Source organism: Candidatus Bathyarchaeota archaeon (assembly GCA_018396705.1).
Taxonomy (GTDB): Archaea; Thermoproteota; Bathyarchaeia; order Bathyarchaeales; family Bathycorpusculaceae; genus DRVP01.
The window spans coordinates 446,548-454,876 of the sequence record JAGTQZ010000004.1 but is presented as its reverse complement, the minus strand read 5'-3'; the positions used below and the strand labels follow the sequence as shown (position 1 = coordinate 454,876).

At 40.9% G+C, this 8,329-nt stretch carries 7 protein-coding genes; 2 read left to right on the top strand and 5 right to left on the bottom strand.

Annotation, left to right across the window (positions count from 1 at the left end):
• Positions 1 to 216: 216 nt before the first annotated feature.
• On the top strand, positions 217 to 969 hold the full coding sequence (locus tag KEJ24_06270; GenBank protein ID MBS7647421.1) for a TIGR04076 family protein: 753 nt from the start codon (positions 217 to 219) through the stop codon (positions 967 to 969).
• 104 nt (positions 970 to 1,073) lie between these two features.
• The gene (locus KEJ24_06265; GenBank protein MBS7647420.1) at positions 1,074 to 1,949 is read left to right on the top strand and encodes an LLM class flavin-dependent oxidoreductase; all 876 of its coding nucleotides are present in this window, start codon (positions 1,074 to 1,076) and stop codon (positions 1,947 to 1,949) included.
• A gap of 42 nt (positions 1,950 to 1,991) precedes the next feature.
• Here the strand turns inward: KEJ24_06265 and KEJ24_06260 are convergent, their stop codons facing one another.
• The 5 genes from KEJ24_06260 to KEJ24_06240 form a co-directional block, all read right to left on the bottom strand.
• Positions 1,992 to 2,798 carry a hypothetical protein gene (locus KEJ24_06260; protein MBS7647419.1) on the bottom strand — a complete coding sequence of 269 codons (807 nt, stop codon included), beginning with the start codon at positions 2,796 to 2,798 and terminating at the stop codon, positions 1,992 to 1,994.
• Positions 2,764 to 3,765: a U32 family peptidase gene (locus tag KEJ24_06255; GenBank protein ID MBS7647418.1), complete on the bottom strand. Its 1,002-nt coding sequence runs from the start codon at positions 3,763 to 3,765 to the stop codon at positions 2,764 to 2,766. The genes KEJ24_06260 and KEJ24_06255 overlap by 35 nt, the downstream gene beginning before the upstream one ends.
• Positions 3,766 to 3,867: 102 nt before the next feature.
• On the bottom strand, positions 3,868 to 5,058 hold the full coding sequence (locus tag KEJ24_06250; GenBank protein ID MBS7647417.1) for a (Fe-S)-binding protein: 1,191 nt from the start codon (positions 5,056 to 5,058) through the stop codon (positions 3,868 to 3,870).
• A gap of 90 nt (positions 5,059 to 5,148) precedes the next feature.
• The gene (locus tag KEJ24_06245; protein MBS7647416.1) at positions 5,149 to 6,642 is read right to left on the bottom strand and encodes an FAD-binding oxidoreductase; all 1,494 of its coding nucleotides are present in this window, start codon (positions 6,640 to 6,642) and stop codon (positions 5,149 to 5,151) included.
• A gap of 12 nt (positions 6,643 to 6,654) precedes the next feature.
• Positions 6,655 to 8,262 (bottom strand): FAD-binding oxidoreductase, encoded by a 1,608-nt coding sequence (locus tag KEJ24_06240; protein ID MBS7647415.1) that lies wholly within the window; start codon positions 8,260 to 8,262, stop codon positions 6,655 to 6,657.
• Between the last annotated feature and the right edge of the window lie 67 nt (positions 8,263 to 8,329).

The following is an 8,329-nucleotide window of genomic DNA, read 5'->3' as shown; positions in this document are numbered from 1 at the left end:
CTCCGGGAGTTGTGTAAAGATATACTAAGACGCCGACGATAGCAGCGACGATTATTACGATCGCCACCAAAAGCACCTTCAAACGGAAAGCAACGCCTTTTCTATTCATATAAACCCCGATGGGGTTTGGAGTTGTGATCAGATATATAAGACTTGTGCCTAATTGACCGAAAGTATTAAATGTAGAATTATCCTACGAGTTAAGGGTGATTATGTTTGCCGTTTAAAGTTAAGGCAACTTTGGTGAATTTTCTAGGTGATACCAAAAAGTACCCGTGCCACTTCCTTCATAAAATTGGCGACGAAATAATTTGGGACGGAGAAAAGCTCATTGGAAGGGTTTGCCCAGACGTATTGCCTCTCCTCATTCCAGTGATGCACGCCCTCCGCTACGCCGGTCCAAGATATAAGGATCCAATGTATTATGCGCCTTTTTGGTATGCTTCCCTTAGCATTTTTGACCCCAGCATGAAGAAATATGATGGCCTAGGTTTTAAAGTTGTAAAGGAAAAAATCGTGGAGCCGCCATATCATGTAGCATCCCTCCAGCCGCCTAACGCTTTTCAATGGCCTCCCGTCAACGAAAGAATAGTCATGAAAGATATAACAGTGCTATGTCCTGATACCAGAACATCCGCAGTTTTTAAGGTGGAACCATTTGACTTATCTGATACTGGCCACGATGTCCCATACTTCAGACGCGAAATGGTAATACTATATAAAGTAATGCAAAAGCCTGGAATTGAAGTCAATAAAATACTTGATGAATTTACGAAGGAAGAGAGGGAAGAAATTTATCCTCCACTATCTCCAGTTTTGGTTCAAGCGTTAGTTGAGGAGCTCGAACTCGTCGGCTACATAAAGGTTAAAGAGGGAAAAGCCTATACTACAGATAAAGGCAAAATCAAACTAGACGAATTTAAAGCAAGTCTAACAACGGAAGAAAAAAAGGCGTTGAAACTTAAATAATGTATTATCCTCGTATATGGAGAGGTGAAACATAAAAACTTTAAGGAAACCCTTTCAAAAGAGGAAAACAAGCCTTAAAACTAAGCTAACTTGTGGGTGAGAGTATGAAGTTTGGTGTATCTCCATCGCCTTTTTTGTGGTGGAAAGAAGTTAAGGAGTTTGATAAGTGGATTCAAGAAGCTGAAAACTGCGGATATGATGCCATATTTATTCCTGACCATTATAATCTACCAGTGCCAGACTTTCCCTCCGACCAACTAATGGATGCTTGGTCAACCCTCTCATACATTGCTGCAAAAACAAAAACCGTTAAAATTGGAACATGTGTTAGTCCTTTACCCCGTTGGCTTCCAAGTCAACTGGCAAAAGTGATAGCTACCGTCGACTTATTATCTGAGGGTAGAGTTATCGCCGGATTAGGTGTGGGGTTGTTTCCAGACGAGTTCATTAATTATTCTCCCCAAGGGTATTTAGGTGAACCCAAAGAAAGGGTTGAAAGATTTCTGGAAGGCTTGCAAATAATGATTAAACTTTGGACTGAGGATAAGGTAACATTTATCGGAAAATATTACAAGCTGAAGGATGCAGTCCTTTTACCTAAACCCAAACAAAGGCCTAGACCTCCCTTATGGTCAGGAGGCTTAGGTCCTCGTATGCTAAAAATCACCGCCAAGTATTTTGATGCTTGGTTCCCTCACAGAGCCGGGCCGGGATATCCGGACCCCGAAAGGTATAGACAAGCAGTGATAACGATTAAGGAACATTTAAAAAAATATAGCAGAAGCTTAGATAAGTTCACGTTTGCCCTTTTAGGCTGGATAACTGACAAAGTAACCGACGATATAAACATGCTAGAAAAGTATGTAGAAGCTGGTTGCCAATACTATGTTGTTGAAATTCCACTCACTCCTCCATTATCAAATGGAAAATATATAGAAGCTATAAGAAAATTTGCAAAGGAAGTTATGCCGTCTTTCTGAAAATAATACAAAGCCACGGACGCTTTCAGATTGTCACGGCGTTTATAATGGTATGTTAGGCTCTAAGACCATTCTGTCCACACCAATTTTTTCTAAATTTTCAGGAATCTTATCGTTTCTAAAAAATATTGTGTTACCTTTACGTATAAGCACAGTTGGCATCGCTTTGCTCCTTATGTAGAAAACGTATTTTTGGCATTCCTTATTGCATGGGAAAACGCCTATCTCATCCTCTTTTCCAAGCACATCACAGTTAATTGCAAGACAGGCACGAGTTGTGGTGACATATCCGTAGGGAATGTAAAGTGATGCGGAAATACCATTTTTTAGGTTTAGCTCGATGCCTTGAAGTAGATTGTCAAGTTCCACACGATTTATCCTATTTTTTAGGAGGAAATCTTGGAAGACTTGGGTGTCGATGCTTGCACCTTTAAAATATTTGATGGTTGTTTCTGGCAAGATGTCTATAAGATTCATTAGCCTAGGCCCTCGTTTCATCTTATTGAGCAATCGTCCCATAACTGGTTTCAATCCGTCTCTATATCTATTTAAAAGGACTCTTAATACTCCATAATCGTTAAAAACAACCTCGCAGCCGGGTTTTCTCCTTATTATGTAGTCAAGCAGCTTCTCTAAATTTCTAAGTCCCTCATTAGTAACGTAAGGTGTTACAAAAGTGAAATGCAGCTTGCTTTTCGAAACAAAATCGAGTATTTCCCTTAAATCCTCGAGTCTTGGTATAAGACGTTCACAAAATTCATTGCCAAAATATAACCTGGAAAACTGGTAAGATATACTTGCTAGTTTTGCTAGTTCACTGGTTTTTGTTATATAAACTGCTTGTTCCATTTAAAATCACTTCAGGATAATAACACATTATGACCCGGCATTGACGCCCATAAGTTGAAGTGTAAAGGTTTCGAGCAATGTCTCTGAACTCCCTCCTTGACGGATTTTTGCTCAGAGTGTTTAATAGTGAGCGGATGAATTTTACGTCTATAATCTTCTTGGAGGTTGGATAACCACGTCCTACAATTTTGACGTAAGTTAGACCTATCTCATTAAACTCATAAAGCGCACACGCACCACATGGTCTATCGTCTATGTGAAACCTTTGCCACACTTGCTGCCTCACTCCAGCGATTACTCGCTTTTCATCATCTTCAGACGATTCAACATAAATCTCATAGGGTAACATGCAAGCGTTATTATAAGCGGGATCCGAAAAAGTGAAATGCAAAAAAGTGCAGAATCCATCGATATTCGCACATTTTGAGTTCAAAATAAAAACACCTGTCTCCACACAGGATATTTCTTTGTGAATATCTCGTATCTCCTTCAACGTGAGGTGCCTCGGCAACTGTATTCTCGAAGCACCCAACTCTTGATAGAATTTAATAGATTCGGAATTAAGCGCCACTCCTCCTGTGCTAATGCTTAGCTTAACCCCAACATTGAGGTCACGTAACCATAACAAAAGACCAAGATCCGAAATGATAAAAGAGTCAACATCAGCGTCAACACACTTTTCTACGAAGTCACGCAAAAGGGGATACATGTCCTCGGTATAGTAGTGCTCGTTTATTGTCAAGGCAACTGGAACACCATAAGAATGGGCGATCCTTACAGCTTCTTTTAGTTCTTCAAAAGACTTAAAGTTACATGCCGGGGATGGTCTCCTGTTTATAGCCGCTATTGTATATTTTTTCAGAAATTCACGTGATAAGAGACCACAATAAAGTTCGTCCGCCCCTGCCTCGATTATTTGTGTTACCTCTTCAACTTTATCTACGGGAGCTAAAATTTTCAACACCATTTATCATCCTTATTCTCATCGTCCATGTTAAGTAGAACATGCATGGAATATGTTATGATCCAAAAAATTTCTTTTTGTCATTTCCAGTTTGACTAACTGTTTTCAACTGATCGCTTTTAATACAAGTTCTACTAGGTCGTAATATTTTATTTTGTCCTTATTTTTGGTTATAGCTCTGTTGAAATTTATAGCACAATGCGGACAGCAAGAGACTATTGCTTCAGCCGCTGTTGTTTTTGCCTCGTTGATTCTCTCTTCAGCTGCGAATGTGGCAAGTTCTGGAAATACCTGTGATACTTCTGTACCTCCGCCACAACACCATGCATATTCTCTAATTCGCTCCATTTCAACAAGGTCTATTCCGGGTATAGCCTTTAAAACCTCCCTTGGAGGATCGTAAACACCGTTAGATCCGAAGAGCCAGGTTTTGGGAGGCACATGAATACCAAACATTTTGATTTCACCTTCCCATGGAATATAAGTTTCTCCAAGTCTTCCAAGTAGACATGGGTCGTGATACGTGACTTTCAAGTCAATCTTATTACTTAGACTTAGCTTCCCTTCATTTAGAAGTCTTTTTATAAGCTCACTTGTGTGAACTACATCAAAACTAAGTTTGTCAACAACTTTTGGATACTCTCTCTTAAAGGTTCCATAGCAGTGAGCGCAACTAACCAGCATGGTTTTCGCCCCTAAACGTTTGACTGCCTCAATGTTGTGGACCATTACTTCTTTAGCGATGTCTCTTTGTCCTGTTCTCCATAAATGTGCGCCACAACAGTATTCTTCGGGCCCGAGCACGGTGAAGTCTATTTCTGCAGCTTTCAATATTTTTACTGTTGCTTTAGCTATCTCCGGCTTTAGATAAGCTGTCGTACAGCCCACAAAATAAACTAAACCTTCATTATTGCTCGACTTGGCTGGCTTTATGTCATCATACATCCACTTGAATCTTTCTTCATGAGGCTTGCCGTAAACATTCTTATATTTTATGACGTTCTCAGCCATTCTCTTATGTTGAGGTAAAGGTCCCTTTCCATCATCAACCATTTTTGCCCTGAGTTCTAGTATTGTATCAAGCACTTCCGCATTTGCATGCACCCATTTGCAAGCATAGTCACAATATCCACATGTTGTACAAGAGTACACAACCTCAGGTAGCTTTTTAGAAGTTTCCAATTTTCCCTCAAGCATTTTATATGCAATATTCAAAAGTCCCTGTCCTGAATAAGCGTCAAACCCGTATTTCTTATGTATCGGGCACGCTGAGTTAAATCTCCAGCTTTTTTGCATAGGGCCAAATATCACTTTACAGAAACCACAACGAGTGCAGCACATCATATCGCGTTTATATTTGTCTAGTCCCATCTGCAACTTCCTCCTTTAAAATATGGCTAAGGCACCGGGATTCAGAACACGGTTAGGATCAAATATATTTTTAAGTTTTCTGAGAATATCAACACCCTCGGAATAATTGCTATACATCATTGAAGCCCATGGACCATATACCCTGCTAAAGAAACCACCTGCTTTCATCAAGGTTTCGCTCGCATTGACGAGGAATTTTTGAGTTTCCTCAACCTCTTTTGAATCTGATGGGTCGTATGGAACATCAAACTCTATGTGGTACGCGTGTCCTTGAACGATGGGTTGCAAGTATCCACCTATCTCTCTCATTGAATATCCATGGTTTACTGCAGTCTCTTGAAAAACCCTGATGAGGTGGGATGCTTTGCTTGGAGGTGAAAGGAAAAATATTTCACAACAGGAGCCCTTATACCTCAGTTTCCAGTATGGTTCTTTATCCCAAGGTTTAGACAGCAAATCGAGAACCGTTTTTTCTTTCCCATAAGCTCCAAGTAAGTATTGCGTCGGTTCAAGTGCAAACTCTTGAGCTATTTCCATTAAACATTTCTCTTGGACTTTTAATCGTTCCTCCGCCAGTCGATAACCTCCAATACATATAATCATCACCCATGGAGGTAAGCTTTTCCTTAGTGCTTCAAACTCTTCTGGCCATTTCTCAGCCAGAATGAGCGCCAAGTTAAAGTTATTTAACGCTAAGATTTCGTCTGCGACGCTTCCCATAACTCCATACCTCAAAAGTTTGTTCATCGGTTCCACCACGTCTTCACTCCTTTCAAATGGTATGAAATACAGTTTTCGAAGCTTAGGCATTACCTCAACTTTCACCATAGCCCATGTAACAATGCCGAATGTACCGTGAGAACCTGATAACAGTTTAAAATATTTAACGTCTCCTGGACCAAACGGGTTAACCATGTCCGCATTTATCTCCTCTGGAGAACCTGGGCCTGAAGCTGTACCAGTTCTGAATTCGTCACCTGTTCCAAACACGACTTCCATGGTAAGCATCGGGTCTACGTAGTCAAATTGATATTTTGGCATCATAGGCGGCTCTCTTTCCAAGTAACTTGTGACCACTGATTTTGAAGCACGTGGAAGAAAGGGCATGTTAAGTTTTAAACCATATTTTTCTAGTTCCGGAACCAGCTCACCAAAAGTTACACCCGGCTCAATGCGCACGGCTCTATTTCTTGTGTCAATTTTTAAGATTCTCTTCATTTTGCTTAGGTTTATGATTATTCCGCCCTCCCTTGGAACAGTGTCCCCACGGAAATGTGGTGATCCAGAACTCACTGGAACTATTGGGATTTTATATTCATTAGCAATTCTTATTATCTCTTTAACTTCTTCTTTTGTTCGAGGATAAACGATACATAAGGGCTTAACCGGTTTAACGAAACTGTGATCTTTTGCAAACTCATTCAGAGCTTCAACGCTATCTACAACATTTTCAGGGCAAACTATTTCGGCCAGTTTTTTCTTCAAGATTTCATATTCTAAGCTGGACACTTCAACTCCCTCCTAAAAGCTATTTTCAGGTATTACATAGTATTTGGGGTTAGCTACCAAATTAGGATCCAAAGCTTTCTTGATTTTCATCTGCCATATATGGAAATTAGAGTATAACGGACCAAGCCTTTTAACATCGTCATCGTTGAACATAAAGAAGCGAAACATTACGTCAGGAAATCTCTCCTTTAAATTTCTTTCAGTCATCTTGCTTACGTAAGAAACCATGGCTCCCGCGGATTCAGGCACTGTTGTGTCGCCGAAAATAAGGTTTTCAGTCACGGCCATGTGGCCGTATTCTGTTGGGACGATCCAGTAGCTGTCGAAAGTGTCCATAATCAAACCCTTTTCAACAAATTCTTTCCTAATGCTTGGGATACCCATACCCCACTTGACCATCGTGTCTATTGAATCGACACCGCAGGCGGTAGTCGCAAATCCGCTTGTCTTTTGAGCCCTGCAGCTTGATATTCCCAATAATATACTGGTTGTTGGAAGATCCAGTTGTATACACTTTCCAATCTCCCATCCATCATCATAGAACTCCTTAGGAGCCTCTTTACCACCAAACTCAGCAATGATTTGCCTTACAACATTTTCTTGATATCTCAAATCTTCACGACAACACGCCTCTATAAACACAACTATACATCTGGAAGTTTCCCGTTGGAAAAAACCTTGAACGTATGCTTCCCAAGCCTCTTCCATGGTACTACGCCCTTCAATGATTATTGGAAAGTTAAAAAGTTTAAAAACCGCCGTTCCTACCTCAGCCTTACTAATCTCGTATAAAGCTTCACCTAGTTTCCTCAAACTCTCTTCCCATCCCAATTCTTCCACGCCTGGCATCTGGAAAAGCAGAAGCTTGAACTTATCTTCTGGTAGCTTCGTTCTATATGCTATTGCTCCTGTTCTGGGATTCTTCAAAGTTTCAACGTGAAGCTCCCTTGGGCCCCACCATGGATATAATTTTATCGCTACTTTAGTTACTATACCCATACCAGCCCGTGTTAGCAGACCATCTAAGCCTGGACCTGGTCCCGTAGGACAGAACCAGTTATCGCTGGTATGTAGGGAGCCCAACCTTAAAATGTCTCCAGATGGCAAGACCCATTCAACAGCCAATGCGTGCCGGCGACCATCAGAAAAGCGGTTAGCCATATAACCATGCCCCTCAATACCTTTTGGCACAGCTCCCACTAAAGCTGAACCCACAACGCTAGCCGCAGCATACTGCAACCCTTTTTTAAAGCATTCAATTGCAAGGGCAGCACGTGTAACGCCAGGCTCAACGATGGCGTACATATCTTTCTCGTTTATCTCAATTATCCTATCCATTCTTTTGAGATCAAACAGCACCATTCCGGGTTCAAGACACATCGGAGCCATAGTCACAAAACAAGAAAACTTGACGCCATATCGATTACAAAGTTTCACAACGGCTGCAACTTCTTCAGTAGTTTTAGGCATAACAACAAGAGTTGGCCGCTCTGAAGGAAAGGAAGAGCCAGCAACACCTATCTCTTGGTAATAGGCGGCTAATATAGCCGGATCGTCGCTTACATTACCTTCCCCGACGATTTCTTCAATCATACGGTAGAGTAGTTTTGGTGAACTCAACGCAACACACCTCACAACATTTCGAAGCATTTTGAGGTAGTTTACATATAAGTTTTTGCATGGTTTC